Raw genomic sequence first — 16,240 nt, forward strand, 5'->3', positions numbered from 1 at the left:
ATGCACGCTCCCGTCATCGAAAATCTCGTCTTCAACCGCCATACACGTCAGCGCCGACGTCGCCTTGTCATCGCTGTCCTGTCGGTGATCCTGATCTTTGCTTTCGCAATCACGCTGATGCTCGGGCAATCCTTCACGCCGCCCCGTGATGTCATCCGCGTTCTGCTGGGGGAGGATATTGCCGGCGTCACCTTCACCGTCGGGCAGTTGCGCCTGCCGCGCGCGCTGCTTTCGATTCTCGCAGGCCTGAGCTTCGGGCTCGGCGGCGTCGCCTTCCAGATCATGCTGCGCAATCCGCTCGCCAGCCCCGATATTATCGGCATCAGTTCCGGCGCAAGTGCGGCGGCCGTTTTCGCCATCGTCGTTTTGCAGATGAGCGGGCCGCTGGTCTCGGTCTTCGCCGTCACCGCCGGTCTCGGCGTCGCCCTTCTGGTCTATCTCCTGTCCTTCCGAAACGGCGTGGCCGGCACGCGGCTGATCCTCGTCGGCATCGGCGTGTCGGCGATGCTTGAAAGCTTCATTGCCTATATTCTCTCCGTCGCGCCGGCCTGGACGCTGCAGGAGGCGATGCGCTGGCTGACAGGCAGCGTCAACGGCGCGAAGGTCGCCCAGTTGCTGCCGCTTTCCATCGCGCTCATCCTGTTCGGCGGCCTGCTCCTCAGCCGTGCGCGTGATCTGGAAGCTCTAAGACTGGGTGATGATGCCGCAGCAGCGCTCGGCGTGCGGGTGGGACGAACCCGCATCATCGTCATCATCGCCGCCGTGGGCATGATCGCCTTTGCAACGGCGGTCTCTGGGCCGATCGCCTTTGTCGCTTTTCTCTCCGGGCCGATTGCGGCGCGCATCGTCGGCAGCAACGGCTCGCTGCTCATTCCTGCGGCTCTGGTCGGGGCGGTGCTGGTGCTGGTGGGCGATTATTGCGGCCAGTTTCTGTTGCCGGGCCGTTATCCGGTCGGCGTCGTCACGGGGGCGCTCGGCGCACCCTATCTGATTTACCTTATCGTGCGGGTCAACCGCAGCGGAGGCTCGTTATGACCGGCCACTCCCTTTCCGTAAGCCGCCTCTCGGCCGGATATGGCGAAAACCTTATTATCGACGGGCTGGACCTCACTGTCCCGCGCGGGAAGATCACCGTCATCGTCGGCGCCAATGCCTGCGGCAAGTCCACCCTGCTGCGCAGCATGTCGCGGCTGATCACGCCGCGCGCCGGCCAGGTTCTGCTCGATGGAAAGTCGATCCATCATCTTCCCTCGCGTGAGCTTGCACGGCGCATGGGCCTCCTGCCGCAATCGCCGATAGCGCCGGAGGGCATTGTGGTCGCCGATCTCGTCAGCCGTGGCCGGCACCCGCATCATGGCCTGTTCGCCCGCTGGTCGCGGCAGGATGACGAGGCCGTCGCCGCAGCCCTTGTCGCCACCGATACGGTGGAACTGGCCGAGCGGCCGGTGGACGAGCTTTCCGGCGGCCAGCGGCAACGTGTCTGGATCGCCATGGCGCTCGCCCAGCAGACCGACATATTGCTGCTGGATGAGCCCACCACTTTCCTCGATATCAGTCATCAGGTCGAGGTGCTGGATCTTCTGACCGACCTCAATCAGACCCGTGAGACGACCATCGTCATGGTGCTGCACGATCTCAATCTTGCGGCGCGTTATGCCGATTATCTTGTCGCCATGAGGGACGGGAAACTGCATGTCTTCGGCACACCGGAGGAAGTATTGACGGAGGAGAATGTCCTTCGCGTCTTCGGCATCGAAAGCCGGGTCATCAAGGATCCGACCTCGGGCAAGCCGATGATGCTGCCGATCGGGCGGCATCGAACGGTGGCGGGGTGGTAATAGCCGTTCTCTTTGAGATACGGTTCTGTTGACTTCCGTACGTAGGCCAGCAATGATCCGCTCTTTCAAAAACAAGCTGGCTGCATCGATTGACGACGGATCTGTGAAGAAGGGCTTTCCCGCCGATCTGGTACGCGGCACCCAGCAGTTGCTCACGATCCTGGATGCGGCGACCACTTCAGAAGACCTTCGGTCACCGCCCGGTAACCCTTTGGAAAAGCTGTCCTGCGACCGTGAAGGCCAACATTCGATCCGGATCAACAAGGAGTGGCGCATCTGCTTCGTCTGGACGGAAGCAGGGCCGGAAAACGTGGAAATAACCGACTATCACTAGTCTGGCATTCTCGTGGAGAGGCTCATGACAAATCGGCCAAGGAGGGCCAGCGAGCATGACAATCAGTAAATCGCCTCCGATCCCTCCGGGAGAAATCCTGCGGGAACTCTATCTTGAGCCGCTGGGGATGTCGGCTTACGCTCTTGCAAGGCACCTCAATATTCCGCGTACCCGTATAGAACGGATTGCGGGAGAGAAACTCGGTATCACCGCCGACATTGCCTTGCGCCTGGCAAAATTTTTCAAGACCACACCGGAATATTGGCTGAACTTGCAGAACGCCTTTGACATTAAGGCGGCGGCCGCGAGGCTGGAAGCGGACCTTGCCAATATCAAAGAACTGGAAGCGGCCTAATTCTCAGCCGCCTGTCAGGTCATGGCCAGGCCGCGTAAGATGGTGGCGGCACGTTCTGCATTCGCGTTGCCGTTCTCCTGAAACGGCCGGGAGAGCTACCCTCGTTGCGGGTGAAGAAGCGATTGAAATAACCGGGGTCCTGAAATCCCAATCGGAACGCAATTTCAGCCACTTGCAGCGATGAGTTCAGAAGAAGGTCCCGCGCTTCGGACAGCAGTTCCCGGTGAATATAGGCCTGCGGCGAAAGCCCCGTCGCCTTGCGCACCGCAAATCCAAGGCGTTCGCGGTTGACGCCGAGGCGCCTTGCATAGTCTTCCACACCCCATTGGTCGCGTTTGTGCTGGTTGACCAGCAGCACAAAACGCTCGGTGAGGCTGCCGGGGGTTGAGACGGCTGCGGCAATATCGGCGATAGCGTGCTGGCAGATGCGGATAAGAGTGACGGAGAGCAGGCTTTCGATGATCGTGTCTGAACCGGTTGTCGCGCGGACATTTTCGCTGGCGATGGTCTCGAGATAACCCGCCAGCTCCAGCCGGTCCTTCTCTGCCGGCGTCTGCGTCAGAACACGTTGCAATATATTGCGAACAGCGCTTGCGCTCGTGCCGGTGGGCATCGCATGGGCAAGCCCGATCTCCGTCGTCTTAAGCAGCGATCCACGGCTTCCGGCATTCAGCCGCAGGCGGCCGGTGGGGCCGATGGGCAGCCAGATAAGCCCCGGCGCCGGGACAGGCAGCGTCTTTTCGCCCTGTATGATTTCCGCCTCCCCGGCGGACAGGAGAAGCAGATGGGCGCTGTCCGATTCCAGCCGGAACTCGGAGATGCGCAGCGTCGAGGCGAGGGTGCGCGCCGTGATCTCCACGCGATTGCCGGCAATCTGGCTATGCAGCGGCATTCCGGCCTCCAAAAGTACAATAATGCACTACATTAGTGCATTTTATATGCGGCTGTCATTGCTAAACTTTGATCAGCGCAGGGGAAAGCCTTGAGGAGAACGGCAACCCCGACAACGCGCTTTGGGAGGAACATCATGAATAATCTGAAGCGCAGAACGCTGTTCTGCCTGCTCTCCGGTGCTGCCTTGTCGGCGGTATCTTTCGGTCACGCCATTGCGCAGGATCGTACCTCGGTGAAGATCGGTTATGCCGTTTCAAAAAGCGGCGCCAATGCCACGGGTGCTGGCATCACCACCATTCCGAACTACAAATTATGGGTGAAAGAGGTCAACGATGCCGGTGGCCTGACCCTGCCGGATGGCAAGCGCCTGCCGGTGGAAGTGGTCGAGTATGACGACCGCTCCTCGGCCGAGGATGCGGTGCGGTTCACCGAGCGTCTGGCGAGCCAGGACAAGGTCGATTTCATCCTGCCGCCCTGGGGCACGGGCTTCAATCTGGCCGTCGCACCGCTTTACGACCGTTTCGGTTATCCACAGCTGGCCGTGACCGGCGTTACCGACAAGGCGCCCGATTTCGCGGCGCGCTGGAAAAAGAGCTTCTGGATGCTGGGCGGTGGTCATGACTATGCCAATGCGCTCGCCGATGTCTTGAAAGCTGCGCGCGATGCCGGCCAGATCAACGACAAGGTCGCGGTGATTTCCGTGGCTGACGGTTTCGGCATCGATCTCATCAAGGCCGCGCGGCCGGCGCTGAAGGAAGCGGGTTTCACACTTGCCTATGACAAGACCTATCCGGTCGGCACCTCCGATTTCGCAGCACTTGTGAACGAGGCGGCGGCGAGCGGTGCGGACAGCTTCATCGCCTTTTCCTATCCGCCCGATAGTTTTGCGGTGACGAAACAGGCGCAGACGGCGAAGTTCAACCCGAAGGTCCTTTATGTCGGCGTCGGCGGTGCTTTCCCGATCTTCCCGAAGGTCTCCGATGGCAAGCAGGAGGGCGTGATCAGCATCGGCGGCGTCGATGGCAGCAGCGACAAGATCGAGGATTATTTCAAACGCCACGAAGCCTTCATCGGCACCAAGCCGGACAGCTGGGCAAGCGCCATCACCTATGCAAGCCTCGAAATGCTGGCCCAGTCCATCCAGCGCGTCGGCCTCGACAAGGTGGCGGTGGCAAATGAACTTTCGACGGGAAGCTTCGACACCGTCATCGGCCCGGTCAAGCTTGAAGACAACCAGCTTCGCCAGCTCTGGTGGGCGGGGCAATGGCAGGGTGAGCGTTTTGTGGCGATTGCGCCCGCAGACCGCCCGGGTGCGGCCAAGCCGGTCGTTCCGAAGCCGCAATGGTGAGCCTTTGCCGGCCGGGGCCGCGAACCCCGGCCGGAAGGCTTCGGCCATCTTCCATACTGGAGACATTCCCTTGTTCTTATCCACCCTCATCTTCGGCTTGATGCTGGGAGGGACCTATGCGCTGATCGCGCTTGGACTTTCGCTGCAATATGGCATTGCCCGCATCATGAACCTTGCTTATGGCGAGGTGCTGATTGCGGCTGCCTTCATCACCTTCGTGTTGTTTTCCAGCTATGGCCTGTCGCCGCTCTGGTCGCTGTTCATCATCGTGCCGCTCGGTTACGCCCTGTCTTTCGTGATCTACCGGGTCATGATGCGGCCGCTGGTGCGCCGTTCGGGCGGCTCCGGCCGCCTGGAAGTCGATTCCATTCTGGCGACCTTCGGGCTGCTCTTCGTTATCCAGGGGATCATGCTCGTGGTGTTCGGCGGCAACTACCATTCCTATTCCTATCTCTCCGATGGCGTCGACATCTTCGGCACGACGGTAGCGCTGAACCGGCTCCTGTCGTTCATCCTGTCGGTCGCGATTGGCGGCGGGCTTTATCTGGCGCTCACCCACAGCCGCTGGGGCCTCAACCTGCGGGCGGTGGCGCTTGCGCCCAAATCCGCGCCGCTGGTCGGCATTGATGTGAACCGTGTGGCCTCGATCGGCTTTGCGCTTGGCGGAGCACTCGCCGTGGCCGGCGGGGTGATGATTTCGATGTACCAGACCTTTTCCGCCTCCTATGGCGTGGTCTTCACCATGAAGGCGCTTGTCGTCGTCATCATGGGCGGTGTCGGCAATCTGCTTGGCGCGCTGGTGGCCGGCCTGCTGCTCGGTCTCGTGGAAACCTTCGTGCTCGTTTATGTCGATCCCGGCCTCACGCTTGCCGCCACCTATCTGCTCTTTCTCGTGGTGCTGCTCTGGCGTCCGGAAGGCATCTTCGCAAGGAGGGGCAAATGATCCCGCTTCTCATCGGCCTTGCCGCAGCTGCACTGCTGGCGCTTTCCCCCTTCTTTTTCGATGCCTATGGCGTCGGCGTCATTATCGGCCTTCTCGGTTATGCGACGCTTGCCTCCGCCTGGGCGATGTTCTCCGGCCCGACGCGCTATATTTCGCTCGCCACCGTCGCCTTTTTCGGTGTCGGGGCCTATACGGTCGCGGTGCTGAGCGAGGTTCTGCCATGGCCGCTGGTGCTCCTGTGTGCGGCCCTTGTCGGCGCGGCGCTGGCGCTTGTCGTCGGGCTTTCCACACTGCGCGTCGCCGGCATTTATTTCGTGATCTTTTCCTTTGGTCTTGCCGAGCTCATCCGCCAGCTCATCACCTGGTATGAGGTGAATGTGACCGGCACGCTCGGGCGTTACATCTTCTTGCCGCTGGAGCCGCAACACGTACTCTGGCAATTGCTGGCGCTGGCTGTCGTCACACTTTTGCTGGCGATCCTCATCGACCGCAGCAAGCTCGGACTGGCGCTGAAGGCAATCGGTGACGACGAGGTCGTGGCCGCCCATGCGGGTATCAACTTGGCCCGCACCAAGCTGACGCTCTTCGTGCTGTCCGCCACGATCATCACGCTGGTCGGCGCCATTCAGGCCCCGCGCTGGGTCTATATCGAGCCGGCCATCGTCTTTAATCCGCAGGTATCGTTCCTCACCGTCATCATGGCGTTGCTCGGCGGAGCCACACGCCGCTGGGGACCCATTCTCGGTGCGGTGCCGCTGTTCCTGCTGTTCGAGTGGCTGGGCGCGAACTTCCCCAATCATTTTTCCATCATTCTCGGCGCTCTCTTCATCCTCATCGTTTTTGTTCTGCCGGATGGGGTGCTGGCGGCGCTGGAGAAGCTGCGCAAAAAGGAGAAAGCCGCATGAGCGCCGTTCTCGAAATCACTGATATCCGCAAGACCTTTGGCGGGCTGAAGGCGGTGGATGGCCTTGGCCTCACCATCGAGGCCGGCGAGGTCGTCGGGCTGCTAGGGCCAAACGGTTCCGGCAAGACGACGCTGATGAACCTCGTCTCCGGGGCGCTGAAGCCCACTGAAGGGTCTATCCGGCTCAAAGGGCAGGAGATTGCAGGCCGGCGGCCGGATGTGATTGCGCGCGCCGGCGTGGCGCGCACCTTCCAGCTCGTGCGGCTTTTGCCGTCGCTTTCCCTGCTTGAAAACGTTGCCGTATCGGCCATGTTCGGGCCACAACGCCTGTCCCGTATCGAGGCGGAGAAGGTCGCGCGCGCCTGCCTCGAAAGAATAGGCCTTGCCGGGCGGGAAACCATGCCGGCCGGCGACCTCACCTATATCGATCAGAAACGCCTTGAACTGGCGCGTGCGCTGGCGGGCGAACCGAAGCTTCTGTTGCTGGATGAATGGCTTGCAGGTCTCAATCCCACCGAACTGCAGGAAGGGATAGCGCTGATCCGGCGGTTGGCATCCGAGGGTACGACGATCCTGCTGGTGGAACATATCATGGCTGCTGTGCACGCACTCTGCCCGCGCTCCGTGGTCATGGCGGCCGGTCGCAAGATCGCCGATGGGCCGACGGCAACGGTGCTTGACGATCCGCAGGTCATTTCCGCCTATCTGGGAGCGGCGCATGCTTGAAATAGACGCACTGACAATCCGCTACGGCAAACATCTCGCGGTTGACGGCATATCGCTCAATGTTGCCAAGGGCGAAACGGTGGTGCTGCTTGGTGCCAATGGTGCGGGCAAGTCGTCTTTGCTGAAGGCGGTCGGCGGCATGGTGGCTCCGGTCTCCGGCGAAGTGCGCGTCAATGGCGCGTCGCTTGCCGCTGTCCCCGCCCATCAGATTGTGGAACGGGGCGTAGCGCTGGTGCCGGAGGGACGCGGAATTTTCGCGGCGTTGACGGTGGAGGACAATCTCCGACTTGGGGCCAATCCTCGCCATGCCCGTTCAGCGGAAAAGGCGACAAGAGAACAGATTTTCTCGCTGTTTCCGCGTCTTGCCGAGCGACGGCAGCAGCTTGCCGGCACCATGTCCGGCGGCGAGCAGCAGATGGTCGCCATCGGGCGGGCGCTGATGTCAGCGCCGGATTATCTTCTGCTGGACGAACCGAGCCTTGGCCTTGCGCCCATCGTTACGCAGGAACTTTTTGCCGCCTTGGCGGAGATCAAGAAGAGCGGCCTTTCCATTTTGCTCGTGGAGCAGAATGTACGGGAAAGCCTTGCGCTTGCCGATCGCGGTTATTTGCTGGAGGCAGGGAGGATTGTGGGGGCGGGAACGGCACAAGCCCTGTCCGCCGATCCCGCCGTGCAACGGGCGTTTCTTGGCGGAACGACCGCCGCTATTGTCTGAATTCAGGAGGAAGATCATGCAGACTGTCAATCTTTTCATCGGGGGCGACCATTGCCCGGCCACAAGCGGCAAGCGCTTCGAACGCAGCAACCCCATTACCGGCGACGTGGCGACGAGTGCTGCGGCGGCAACGGTGGCGGACGCTACCCGTGCGGCCGATGCCGCGGCTGCCGCTTTCCCCGTCTGGTCGGCGACGCCGCCCGGTGAACGCCGTCGCCTGCTCCTGGCCGCCGCGCAGGCGCTTCTGGCCGCCGGGCCTGATATTACCCAGGCGATGAAGGAAGAAATCGGCGCAACCGACGCCTGGGCCGGTTTCAACGTCAAACTGGCAAGCGACATGCTGGTGGAGGCCGCAAGCCTGACCACCCAGATCAAGGGCGAGATCATTCCGTCCAACCGTCCGGGAACCATGGCCTTGGCGCTGCGCCAGCCGGCGGGCGTTGTGCTGTCCATCGCGCCGTGGAACGCGCCGGTTATTCTCGGCGTGCGCTCCATCGCCACGCCGCTTGCCTGCGGCAATACGGTCGTGATGAAGACCTCGGAACTCTGCCCACGCACCCATGCGCTGATCATCGAGGCTGTCGCTTCGGCGGGTCTGCCCAAGGGCGTGCTCAATGCCGTCTCCAATGCGCCGGAAGATGCCGCAAAGATCGTCGATACGCTGATCGCACACCCCGCCGTCAGACGCGTAAATTTCACCGGCTCGACTCGTGTCGGCCGCGTGATTGCCGAAACGGCCGGCCGTTACCTGAAACCCGCTCTGCTGGAGCTTGGCGGCAAGGCGCCGTTCATTGTGCTTGACGATGCCGATATCGACGCGGCTGTCGCGGCTGCCGCTTTCGGCGCATACATGAACCAGGGCCAGATCTGCATGTCGACGGAACGCATCATCGTGCTCGACAGCGTCGCCGATGCATTTGTGGAGGCCTTCGCGAAAAAAGCGTCGAGCCTCACGGCCGGCGATCCGCGTGAGGGCAAAACACCGCTCGGCTCGCTGGTCAGCGCTGAAGCGGCCTCGCGCATTCGGGCGCTGGTGGATGACGCCATCTCCAAGGGCGCACGGCAGGTTGCCGGTGGCGGTGGCAACGGCACGATGCTGGATGCGATTGCCGTCGATGGCGTCACCCCCGCCATGCGGCTCTATGCGGAGGAAAGCTTCGGTCCTGTCGTTTCTATCATCAGGGCGGGCAGCATCGATGAGGCGGTGAGCATTGCCAATGAAACCGAGTTCGGCCTCTCAGCTGCGATTTTCGGCAGGGATCAGGCACGGGCGCTGTCCATTGCCGCCCGTATCGAAAGCGGCATATGCCACATCAACGGTCCAACCGTTCACGATGAGGCGCAGATGCCCTTCGGCGGCGTCAAAGCTTCCGGCTACGGCCGCTTCGGCGGCACGGCGGGCATTGCGGAATTCACCGAGTTGCGCTGGATCACGTTGCAGGACGGACCGCTGCATTATCCCATCTGAACAGGAAACGGTACAAGCTTGCGGGCGGCGTTACCGCCGCTCGTCGATCAACCAGCCGGTGAGCTTTCTCACCGCGCTGTCGCTGCTTTTCGGCCGCATCAGCCAGTAGCCGCGCCCCGGCGCATCGAGGCTTGGGCCTGCGGTCACAAGCACGCCGGCCTGAAGCAACGGATCGACCAGCCCGGCCCAGCCGAGCGCAAATCCCTGCTCGCCAATGGTTGCCTGCACCACCATGCTGTAATTGTTGAAGCTGATGTCGCCGCCATCATGGTCGGCCGTTCTCTGCACGCCGAAATGCTTGAAGTAGGAAGACCAGTCGAACCAGTGCGCCTGCGAGGTGTTTTCGAGGTGAATGAGCTTCCGCCGCGAAAAATCCGCAACGGTCTCGGGGGCTGGCGCCCCGGCCAGCAGGGCAGGCGAGCAGACTGGCGTGACCTTTTCCGAAAGCAGCAGCACCGCTCCGTCGCCGGCCTCCTGCCGCGTGCCGAAAATGATCATCACGTCGCTATCGTGCTTGCCCTGGCCCAGCGGATCCTGCGTGGCGACGATCTGGATATTGATATCCGGATTGAGCGTTCGAAATCCATGCATGCGAGGGATGAGCCATAAGGAAGAAAAGGCATAGTCCGTATGCAGGCGGATAGTCTGCCGATCCTCTGTCCGGCGAAGCTGCTGCGCGAGAAGATCGATGGCGTCGACATTACGCGAGACGATGTCGAACAGTTTGTGTCCTTCGGCCGTCAGTTCGATGCCGCGATGCTTGCGCCGGATAAGAGCCACGCCCAGCTCATCCTCGAGTTTGCGCATCTGATAGCTGACGGCCGGCTGGGTCAGTCGTAGCGATGCCGCCGCAGCCGTGAGGCTGCCGCGGCGGGCGACATCGGTGAAAATGCGCATCCATCCGAGATCGAGCGGCCGGTCAGACATTAAATTTCCTTATATCAGTCATCGAAAAATACCTGCTTCACAGGCAAAAACAATGTGGTGTTCAATAAACTGGACTAATAAAAGGGGAGCCGCAATGAAAACCGTTTCTCATCTGCACCGCATCGCCGCCGGTCTCATTCTGTCGGTGGCGGCATTCTCCACCCCGCTACAGGCGGCCGATGACGCCACCTGCAAGACCATTCGCCTCAGCGATCCCGGCTGGACCGACATTACCGCCACCAACGGCGTCGCTTCCGTCCTGCTCGATGCGCTGGGTTATGAAGGCGACGTCAAGACACTGTCGGTGCCGATCGGCTATCAGGCCATGAAAAATGGCGAAATCGATGTCTTTCTCGGCAACTGGATGCCGGCCCAGAAGTCCTTCGTCGACGATCTGAACGCGTCGAAAGCGGCCGAGGTAATGACGAAGAACCTTGAGGGCGCCAAGTTCACGCTGGCGGTGCCTTCCTATATGGCGGAAAAGGGCGTGAAGGATTTTGCCGATCTCGCCAACCATGCCGATGAGTTCGAAAGCAAGATTTATGGCATCGAGCCGGGCGCGCCGGCCAACCAGAATATTCAGAAGATCATCGACGCCAATGATTTCGGCCTGAAAGGCTGGCAGCTCGTCGAATCCGGCGAACAGGCAATGCTGGCGCAGGTGGAACGGGCGGGCAGGGACAAGAAGGCCGTGGTCTTCCTCGCTTGGGCGCCGCATCCGATGAATGAGAAGATCGATATCGCTTACCTCTCCGGCGGCGATGCCTATTTCGGCCCGAATTTCGGCGGCGCGGAAGTCTATACACTGGCCCGCACCGGCTGGTCGCAGCAATGCCCGAATGCGGCGACGCTGTTCAAGAACCTGAAGTTCGATATCGGCATGGAAAACAGCCTGATGGGCTCCATTCTCGGTGGCGAGGATTCAAAGGCGGCGGCGACGGCCTGGCTGAAGGCCAATCCCAAGGCGCTGGATGGCTGGCTGCAGGGTGTCACTACGCTCGATGGCAAGCCGGGTGCGGACGCCGTCAAGGGCAAGCTTGGTCTCTAAGCCGGAAAGTCGAAATGCCGCGTCCCAATATCCTGATCCTGATGGCCGACCAGTTCAACGGGACGTTTTTTCCCGATGGCCCGGCAGATTTTCTGCACGCACCACATCTGAAAGCACTGGCGGAGCGGTCTGTCCGCTTCGCCAACACTTATACGGCAAGCCCGCTCTGCGCGCCGGCCCGCGCTTCTTTCATGTCCGGGCAGTTGCCCAGCCGGACGCGGGTCTATGACAATGCTGCCGAATTCGCCTCCGATATTCCGACCTATGCACACCATCTGCGGGCGGCCGGTTATTACACCGGCCTTTCAGGAAAGATGCATTTCGTCGGACCCGACCAGCTGCATGGCTTCGAAGAGCGCCTGACGACGGATATCTATCCGGCGGATTTCGGCTGGACGCCTGATTATACCAAGCCCGGCGAACGCATCGACTGGTGGTATCACAATCTCGGTTCGGTCACCGGCGCAGGCGTCGCCGAAATCACCAACCAGATGGAATATGATGATGAGGTGGCCTACCACGCCACCCGCAAGCTCTACGACTTGTCACGCCGCCTCGATGATCGGCCGTGGTGCCTGACAGTCAGCTTCACCCATCCGCACGACCCCTATGTGGCGCGGCGCAAATTCTGGGACCTCTACGAAGACTGCCCAGAGCTTGATCCGCAGACACCGGCGATTGCCTTCGACGAGCAGGACCCACATTCGAAACGGTTGCTGGAAGCCTGCGATCACGAAGTTTTCGATATTTCACCGGAGCAGATACGCCGGGCACGGCGCGGTTATTTCGCCAATATCTCCTATATTGACGAGAAGATCGGCGAAATTCTCGAGGTGCTGAAGGCGACGCGGATGGAGGAGGACACGATCATTCTCTTCCTGTCCGACCATGGCGATATGCTGGGCGAGCGCGGGCTGTGGTTCAAGATGTGTTTCTTCGAAGGTTCCGCCCGCGTGCCCTTGATGGTGGCCGCACCCGGCTGGCAGCCGGCTTTGATCGACACGCCAGTCTCCACACTCGATGTCACGCCGACGCTCTGCGGTCTGGCGGGGCTCGATATCACCTCGCTCAAACGCTGGACGGATGGCGAGGATCTGGCGGCGCTGGCAGCGGGGACTGGCGAGCGCGGCCCGGTGCCGATGGAATATGCCGCCGAAGGCTCGATAGCACCGCTCGTTGCCCTTCGCGACGGCCGCTACAAGCTGTCGGTCTGCGAGGCCGATCCGCCGTTGCTCTATGATATCGAGGCGGACCCCGAGGAACGCACGAACCTTGCCGGCGATCCTGCTTTCAGCGCTGTCCTCTCATCGCTTTCCGCTGAAATCGACAGCCGCTGGCAGCTCCCGGTTTTCGATGCTGCGGTGCGGGAAAGCCAGGCGCGTCGCTGGGTGGTGTACAAGGCGCTGCGCAACGGCGCTTATTACCCGTGGGATTACCAGCCTTTGCAGAAGGCCTCCGAGCGCTATATGCGCAACCACATGGACCTCAACGTGCTGGAGGAAAACCAGCGGTATCCGCGCGGGGAATGAAGCGGGCGGGGCGGATCGCGCCGCATTTTTAGGTTTGTCGCCAATGGAAAGGACCTGCTTTTCATCGCTGCGACACGAGAAGCCGGAGCTTGATCCAGTTCAGTGCCGCAAGTTTGAAGCGATCGTAGAATGAACGCGCGAAACGTACATAGCGCATGATCCATGCGAGCCAGGGATAGGTGAGGAGCTTTTCCCGGCCGGCGTGATAAATGCGCTCGACGATCAGGAATGTCGCGAGATGGGCAAGGACCGTCAGAACCAGCCCCGCCTTGACGGCGCCATGGGCAATGAGGACGAGACCGATGATCTTCATGGGTTCGGCGATGGCGAAGGGCACCGCAAGGCAAAGGAGAATGGCAAGACGCGGCAATCGCGCGATCCGGCTTTCCAGTCGCTTGATGAATGTCAGCCCGGATATGGCCCTGATGACGGGCCGGTAAAGCGGACGGAAAATGCCGTCGAGGATCAGGGTGAAAACGATGATCGCCCGAAGCGGAAAGACGAGGATCGTCCGGATTATGCTCTTCACCTCGGCGGGTCTCCAAATAGGGCGTAAGACGCATCCTTAATCGCCTGAAAAATGTCAAAACCAAGTCGCATTTTCTGTCAGTTCTGCCGAACGCTCGCATACATGCCGGTGGTGCGGAATTCGCTCGGGTTGGTGCCGTAGAGCCTGCGGAAGACCTTGGAAAAATAATTCGGATCCTCGAAGCCGCAAAGCACGGATACCTCCTTGATGGGAAGGTTGGCCGCCGAGGTGAGAAGCTTGGCCGCCCGGCGCAGGCGTCGTTGCAGCACAAATTCCGCAGGCGGCATGCCCTCGCTTGCCGTGAAGATGCGGGAGAAATGCGCGCGGCTCAAGCCCGCCACATCAGCAAGGTCGCTGACGGACAGCCGTTCGCCAAGGTGACTGTCTATGTAGCTCAGCACCTGCTGCATCGTGCGATATTCGCCGCCGAAGGAAGGGTGCGAACCGAAGACATCATCATAAAGCGTCATCGCCGCCTCGTAAGCGACGGCCGAGGCAGCGCCTGGTGTCTCCGCGCCATTGACGAGTCTTGAGCAGCATTCGGCGAGCTGGTCCACCGTCTCGGACTTGAGTTTGAAGACGGGGCCGGTGACAGAGAGGATATTGCGGTGAATGCGCAAAGCTTCCTCGCCATTCATGGAAATCCAGAAGAATTCCCATTCCTTGCCCTCTTCCAGCCAGTAGCGGTGATTGTGGGGAATGAGCAGCAGCAGGGTTTCGCCCGGCCTCACCACATAGTGGCGGTTTTCGTAACGGAGGTTGCCCTGTCCGGCGATGCAATATTGCAGCACGGTAAAAGGCGTCTGGCCGCGTTTGCGCCCGTCCCAGTCGTAATTGCCGCTGCGGCGGATTTCATAACCGCTGCTGGTCGGCATGGTGTGCAGCGTCTGGCGGCCGCGCGGCAGCGAGACGGTTCGCATGCAGGGCCCCTGATCGATCAAATCCTGCAGCACAAAATTACCCATGAAAGCATAATCCTTCTCTGGTTCTATCGAACTTTATACGCATAATCCCGATCCGAGGAGACAGCCAGCGGGATATTGTTGCTGAAAAATTTGGGAGGAAGGCCGGTTTTCCGGGATTCTCACGGGTATTTTCCTGCAGCGCCATTTCATGATCCTTCGGCCCGTTTCACCCGTTCGATTTGCAACAGAGGTGGCGTTATGAGTTTCAAAATCGCTATTATTGGCGCAGGCAGCGTCGGTTTCACGAAAAAACTGTTCACCGATCTCCTGTGCGTACCGGAGTTTCGCGACATCGAAGTCGCGCTGACGGATATCAGCCAGCACAATCTGGATATGATCAGGGCGATCCTCGACAAGGTCGTTGAGGCCAATGGTTTTCCCGTAAAGGTGACAGCGCATACGGACCGCCGCCGGGCGCTGGAGGGCGCGAAATATATCATCAGCTGCGTGCGGGTCGGTGGGCTCGAAGCCTATGCCGACGACATCCGCATTCCGCTGAAATACGGCATCGACCAGTGTGTGGGCGATACCATCTGCGCCGGCGGCATTCTCTATGGTCAGCGCAACATTCCGGTCATTCTCGATTTCTGCAAGGATATACGCGAAGTCGCAGCACCGGGTGCGAAATTCCTGAACTACGCCAACCCCATGGCCATGAATACCTGGGCGGCCATCGAATACGGCAAGGTGGATACGGTCGGCCTCTGCCACGGCGTGCAGCATGGCGCGGAACAGATCGCCGAAATCCTCGGTGCGAAATCCCCCTCCGAACTCGATTACATCTGCTCGGGCATCAACCACCAGACATGGTTCATCGATCTGAGGCTTAACGGCCGCAAGATCGGCAAGGATGAGCTGGTCGCGGCCTTCGAAGCGCATCCGGTCTTTTCGCAGCAGGAGAAGCTGCGCATCGACGTGCTGAAGCGTTTCGGCGTCTATTCGACCGAAAGCAACGGCCATCTCTCCGAATATCTGCCGTGGTATCGCAAGCGCCCGGATGAAATCTCCCGCTGGATAGACATGTCCGACTGGATTCACGGCGAAACCGGCGGTTATCTGCGTCACTCCACCGAGACGCGCAACTGGTTCGAAACGGAGTTTCCGCAGTTCCTCGCCTCAGCCGCCAAGCCGATCGATCCGGCCAAGCGCTCCAATGAACACGCAAGCCATATTCTGGAAGCGCTGGAGACGGGACGGGTCTATCGCGGCCATTTCAACGTCAAGAACAATGGCGTCATCAGCAATCTGCCGGCGGATGCCATCATCGAATCGCCCGGCTTTGTCGACCGTTTCGGCATCAACATGGTCTCGGGCGTAACATTGCCGGAAGCCTGTGCAGCCACCTGCATGGCCTCCATCAATGTGCAGCGCATGTCTGTCCATGCGGCGGTGAGCGGCGATATCGATCTTTTGAAGCTCGCCGTGCTGCATGACCCGCTGGTGGGCGCCGTCGCCACGCCGGAGGAGGTCTGGCAGATGGTGGACGAGATGGTTGTCGCGCAAGCGCGCTGGCTGCCGCAATATGCCGATGCCGTACCGGCGGCGAAGGAGCGGCTTGCGACATCGAGCGTCAAGACCCGCGACTGGGCCGGCGCCGCACGCCGCAACGTGCGTTCCATCGAGGAATTGCGCGCCGAGAAATCGGCGCTGAAAAAGGCTGTTTGAGGAAAAGACATGGGAACAGGTCTGGCGGCGGAAGGGAGTCCGCCGCCACGAC

At 60.8% G+C, this 16,240-nt stretch carries 17 protein-coding genes; 13 read left to right on the forward strand and 4 right to left on the reverse strand.

Annotation, left to right across the window (positions count from 1 at the left end; all coding sequences use genetic code 11):
• From V6S97_RS18895 to V6S97_RS18910, 4 genes are read left to right on the forward strand one after another with little or no spacing between them, the layout of a single operon-like run.
• Positions 1 to 1,035 carry a FecCD family ABC transporter permease gene (locus tag V6S97_RS18895; RefSeq protein ID WP_334427658.1) on the forward strand — a complete coding sequence of 345 codons (1,035 nt, stop codon included), beginning with the start codon at positions 1 to 3 and terminating at the stop codon, positions 1,033 to 1,035.
• Complete coding sequence (locus V6S97_RS18900) at positions 1,032 to 1,838, forward strand: ABC transporter ATP-binding protein (RefSeq protein ID WP_111833956.1); 807 nt, start codon at positions 1,032 to 1,034, stop codon at positions 1,836 to 1,838. Before V6S97_RS18895 ends, V6S97_RS18900 begins: the two co-directional genes overlap by 4 nt.
• A gap of 52 nt (positions 1,839 to 1,890) precedes the next feature.
• Entirely contained in the window at positions 1,891 to 2,172 is a 282-nt protein-coding gene (locus V6S97_RS18905; RefSeq protein WP_334427630.1) for a type II toxin-antitoxin system RelE/ParE family toxin, read from the forward strand.
• A 55-nt stretch (positions 2,173 to 2,227) separates the two neighbouring features.
• A complete protein-coding gene (locus V6S97_RS18910; RefSeq protein ID WP_111833958.1) occupies positions 2,228 to 2,527 on the forward strand; it encodes a HigA family addiction module antitoxin in 300 nt (99 codons plus the stop codon).
• A 19-nt stretch (positions 2,528 to 2,546) separates the two neighbouring features.
• On the opposite strand, the gene V6S97_RS18915 is transcribed toward V6S97_RS18910, so the two are convergent.
• Entirely contained in the window at positions 2,547 to 3,419 is an 873-nt protein-coding gene (locus tag V6S97_RS18915) for a helix-turn-helix transcriptional regulator (protein ID WP_334427631.1), read from the reverse strand.
• Positions 3,420 to 3,554: 135 nt separating this feature from the next.
• On the opposite strand from V6S97_RS18915, the gene V6S97_RS18920 reads away from it, so the two are divergent.
• From V6S97_RS18920 to V6S97_RS18945, 6 genes are all read left to right on the forward strand, one after another.
• Positions 3,555 to 4,769 (forward strand): amino acid ABC transporter substrate-binding protein, encoded by a 1,215-nt coding sequence (locus tag V6S97_RS18920; RefSeq protein ID WP_020009809.1) that lies wholly within the window; start codon positions 3,555 to 3,557, stop codon positions 4,767 to 4,769.
• Positions 4,770 to 4,839: 70 nt separating this feature from the next.
• On the forward strand, positions 4,840 to 5,712 hold the full coding sequence (locus V6S97_RS18925) for a branched-chain amino acid ABC transporter permease (RefSeq protein ID WP_020811628.1): 873 nt from the start codon (positions 4,840 to 4,842) through the stop codon (positions 5,710 to 5,712).
• Complete coding sequence (locus V6S97_RS18930; RefSeq protein WP_020009811.1) at positions 5,709 to 6,617, forward strand: branched-chain amino acid ABC transporter permease; 909 nt, start codon at positions 5,709 to 5,711, stop codon at positions 6,615 to 6,617. The genes V6S97_RS18925 and V6S97_RS18930 overlap by 4 nt, the downstream gene beginning before the upstream one ends.
• Positions 6,614 to 7,342: an ABC transporter ATP-binding protein gene (locus V6S97_RS18935; RefSeq protein WP_080864439.1), complete on the forward strand. Its 729-nt coding sequence runs from the start codon at positions 6,614 to 6,616 to the stop codon at positions 7,340 to 7,342. The genes V6S97_RS18930 and V6S97_RS18935 overlap by 4 nt, the downstream gene beginning before the upstream one ends.
• Positions 7,335 to 8,057 carry an ABC transporter ATP-binding protein gene (locus V6S97_RS18940; RefSeq protein WP_112356703.1) on the forward strand — a complete coding sequence of 241 codons (723 nt, stop codon included), beginning with the start codon at positions 7,335 to 7,337 and terminating at the stop codon, positions 8,055 to 8,057. The genes V6S97_RS18935 and V6S97_RS18940 overlap by 8 nt, the downstream gene beginning before the upstream one ends.
• 16 nt (positions 8,058 to 8,073) lie before the next feature.
• Positions 8,074 to 9,525 (forward strand): aldehyde dehydrogenase, encoded by a 1,452-nt coding sequence (locus V6S97_RS18945; protein WP_334427632.1) that lies wholly within the window; start codon positions 8,074 to 8,076, stop codon positions 9,523 to 9,525.
• A gap of 30 nt (positions 9,526 to 9,555) precedes the next feature.
• Here the strand turns inward: V6S97_RS18945 and V6S97_RS18950 are convergent, their stop codons facing one another.
• Positions 9,556 to 10,452 carry a choline sulfate utilization transcriptional regulator gene (locus V6S97_RS18950; RefSeq protein ID WP_112356705.1) on the reverse strand — a complete coding sequence of 299 codons (897 nt, stop codon included), beginning with the start codon at positions 10,450 to 10,452 and terminating at the stop codon, positions 9,556 to 9,558.
• A gap of 94 nt (positions 10,453 to 10,546) precedes the next feature.
• On the opposite strand from V6S97_RS18950, the gene V6S97_RS18955 reads away from it, so the two are divergent.
• Entirely contained in the window at positions 10,547 to 11,500 is a 954-nt protein-coding gene (locus V6S97_RS18955; protein ID WP_334427633.1) for a choline ABC transporter substrate-binding protein, read from the forward strand.
• 14 nt (positions 11,501 to 11,514) lie between these two features.
• The gene (betC, locus tag V6S97_RS18960; RefSeq protein WP_112356706.1) at positions 11,515 to 13,029 is read left to right on the forward strand and encodes a choline-sulfatase; all 1,515 of its coding nucleotides are present in this window, start codon (positions 11,515 to 11,517) and stop codon (positions 13,027 to 13,029) included.
• Positions 13,030 to 13,090: 61 nt separating this feature from the next.
• Here the strand turns inward: betC and V6S97_RS18965 are convergent, their stop codons facing one another.
• Together V6S97_RS18965 and V6S97_RS18970 are read right to left on the reverse strand one after the other, a co-directional pair.
• Complete coding sequence (locus tag V6S97_RS18965) at positions 13,091 to 13,558, reverse strand: hypothetical protein (protein WP_111784930.1); 468 nt, start codon at positions 13,556 to 13,558, stop codon at positions 13,091 to 13,093.
• Positions 13,559 to 13,635: 77 nt separating this feature from the next.
• Positions 13,636 to 14,523 carry an AraC family transcriptional regulator gene (locus V6S97_RS18970; protein WP_080864433.1) on the reverse strand — a complete coding sequence of 296 codons (888 nt, stop codon included), beginning with the start codon at positions 14,521 to 14,523 and terminating at the stop codon, positions 13,636 to 13,638.
• Positions 14,524 to 14,721: 198 nt separating this feature from the next.
• Between V6S97_RS18970 and V6S97_RS18975 the strand changes: the two genes are divergently transcribed.
• Positions 14,722 to 16,188 (forward strand): alpha-glucosidase/alpha-galactosidase, encoded by a 1,467-nt coding sequence (locus tag V6S97_RS18975; RefSeq protein WP_020009828.1) that lies wholly within the window; start codon positions 14,722 to 14,724, stop codon positions 16,186 to 16,188.
• Positions 16,189 to 16,240 lie beyond the last annotated feature (52 nt).

Origin of the sequence: Agrobacterium sp. CCNWLW155, from assembly GCF_036888815.1 — a bacterium.
GTDB classification, from domain to species: domain Bacteria; phylum Pseudomonadota; class Alphaproteobacteria; order Rhizobiales; family Rhizobiaceae; genus Agrobacterium; species Agrobacterium radiobacter.

Excerpts from the sequence above, each read along its gene's own strand:
- V6S97_RS18905 (WP_334427630.1), top strand. The coding sequence starts at position 1,891 with ATGATCCGCTCTTTCAAAAACAAGCTGGCTGCATCGATTGACGACGGA.
- V6S97_RS18970 (WP_080864433.1), bottom strand. The coding sequence starts at position 14,523 with ATGGGTAATTTTGTGCTGCAGGATTTGATCGATCAGGGGCCCTGCATG.
- V6S97_RS18975 (WP_020009828.1), top strand. The coding sequence starts at position 14,722 with ATGAGTTTCAAAATCGCTATTATTGGCGCAGGCAGCGTCGGTTTCACG.
- V6S97_RS18920 (WP_020009809.1), top strand. The coding sequence starts at position 3,555 with ATGAATAATCTGAAGCGCAGAACGCTGTTCTGCCTGCTCTCCGGTGCT.
- V6S97_RS18930 (WP_020009811.1), top strand. The coding sequence starts at position 5,709 with ATGATCCCGCTTCTCATCGGCCTTGCCGCAGCTGCACTGCTGGCGCTT.
- betC (WP_112356706.1), top strand. The coding sequence starts at position 11,515 with ATGCCGCGTCCCAATATCCTGATCCTGATGGCCGACCAGTTCAACGGG.
- V6S97_RS18945 (WP_334427632.1), top strand. The coding sequence starts at position 8,074 with ATGCAGACTGTCAATCTTTTCATCGGGGGCGACCATTGCCCGGCCACA.
- V6S97_RS18895 (WP_334427658.1), top strand. The coding sequence starts at position 1 with ATGCACGCTCCCGTCATCGAAAATCTCGTCTTCAACCGCCATACACGT.
- V6S97_RS18915 (WP_334427631.1), bottom strand. The coding sequence starts at position 3,419 with ATGCCGCTGCATAGCCAGATTGCCGGCAATCGCGTGGAGATCACGGCG.
- V6S97_RS18935 (WP_080864439.1), top strand. The coding sequence starts at position 6,614 with ATGAGCGCCGTTCTCGAAATCACTGATATCCGCAAGACCTTTGGCGGG.
- V6S97_RS18900 (WP_111833956.1), top strand. The coding sequence starts at position 1,032 with ATGACCGGCCACTCCCTTTCCGTAAGCCGCCTCTCGGCCGGATATGGC.
- V6S97_RS18940 (WP_112356703.1), top strand. The coding sequence starts at position 7,335 with ATGCTTGAAATAGACGCACTGACAATCCGCTACGGCAAACATCTCGCG.
- V6S97_RS18950 (WP_112356705.1), bottom strand. The coding sequence starts at position 10,452 with ATGTCTGACCGGCCGCTCGATCTCGGATGGATGCGCATTTTCACCGAT.
- V6S97_RS18955 (WP_334427633.1), top strand. The coding sequence starts at position 10,547 with ATGAAAACCGTTTCTCATCTGCACCGCATCGCCGCCGGTCTCATTCTG.
- V6S97_RS18910 (WP_111833958.1), top strand. The coding sequence starts at position 2,228 with ATGACAATCAGTAAATCGCCTCCGATCCCTCCGGGAGAAATCCTGCGG.